This is a genomic window from Mycobacterium sp. E3198 (genome assembly GCF_001667015.1).
In the GTDB taxonomy this organism is placed as follows: Bacteria; Actinomycetota; Actinomycetes; order Mycobacteriales; family Mycobacteriaceae; genus Mycobacterium.
The window spans coordinates 1-659 of record NZ_LZIS01000063.1; the positions used below are offsets into that span (position 1 = coordinate 1).

The following is a 659-nucleotide window of genomic DNA, read 5'->3' on the forward strand; positions in this document are numbered from 1 at the left end:
AGTTCGCGCAACTGGCCGATGGCGTCATCCAGCGTGCCGGCCGGAAGCCCGGCCTGCACCTGTGCGCGCTCTGGGGGGCGCAGATCCTGCAGTTGCATCAGCCGGCAATCGAGGTGACCGCCGGTTTGGCCGGAACCGATCAGGGACAGCTCGTTGCGGGCGTTGAGGCAGCCGATCAGGTACGGCTCGTGCAGCGACATGCCGAGCAGCGACCCCTGGATTCCCCGCAGGATCGACACCATGCCGTTGTATTCGGCGACGTAGTAGTTGCTCCGGATGATGGCCCGGCCGATGCCCAGGCCCGCGAGCACCAGGAGTACCACCAGCGTGACGACGATCGCCGTCCGGCGCCGCGACCATCTTGAGCGCCGAGGCGTTTCCTCTTGTGCGGGAACGCGTTTGGCGACCTCCTCGCGGGGCCTGATGGCCGAGGCGCGCCCGGCGGAGGTGTTGGGCAGCGTCAACTGGTCGTCTTCGCCCGACACCGCACCGGCCAGGATCGGCTGGGTCTGTCCGTAGTCGTAGTCCACGACGTCGGCGACGACGACCGTCACGTTGTCGGGGCCGCCGCCGCGCAGCGCCAATTCGATGAGGCGGTAAGCACTCTCGGCCACGTCCGGGATCTGCAGCGCCTCGAGGATCGTCTCGTCGCTGACGGG

1 pseudogene is annotated in these 659 nt (G+C 68.3%); it reads right to left on the minus strand.

Annotated elements, in window-relative coordinates:
- Positions 1-659, minus strand: a pseudogene (locus A5673_RS07535) (serine/threonine protein phosphatase); the annotation flags it as partial.